Below are 457 nucleotides of genomic sequence, written 5' to 3'. Positions count from 1 at the left end.
CTGCCTGACTGTCCTACTCAGTGGTTCGCAATGCCTTGTACAAGGTCATTAAGCTTACTGATCCGGCACAACTAGGGAACAAGGTTGTCGTCCAAGGTGGAACCTTCCTCAACAATGCCGTCCTACGTGCCTTCGAAAAGCTCACCGGTCGCGAGGTCGTTCGTCCCGCTGAGGCTGGCCTCATGGGAGCCTATGGAGCTGCCCTGACCGCTCACGCCCGGTTTCATGCCGGAGAGCCCACCACCTCTGAAGGTTTACGGGAGCGCGCTGAACTCGATGGTTTCGCTGTTGAGACTCATCGCGACGACTGCGCGTTGTGTCAAAATCACTGCCAACGCACCATCGCCACCTTCTCCGATGGTCGCGTGTTCGTCTCGGGTAACCGTTGCGACCGTGGCGCCGAGGTTAATAACCGCAAGATGGCCAAGCTTCCGAAGTCTGAGCTGCCCAATGTGTT

1 pseudogene is annotated in these 457 nt (G+C 57.5%); it reads left to right on the top strand.

From position 1 onward, the window contains the following. Positions 1–8 precede the first annotated feature (8 nt). Positions 9–457 (top strand): annotated as a pseudogene (locus tag H7U32_RS10160) (hypothetical protein); the annotation flags it as partial.

Origin of the sequence: Bifidobacterium pullorum subsp. saeculare, assembly GCF_016899725.1 — a bacterium.
GTDB classification, from domain to species: domain Bacteria; phylum Actinomycetota; class Actinomycetes; order Actinomycetales; family Bifidobacteriaceae; genus Bifidobacterium; species Bifidobacterium pullorum_C.
This window is presented reverse-complemented; position numbering and strand designations above follow the sequence as displayed.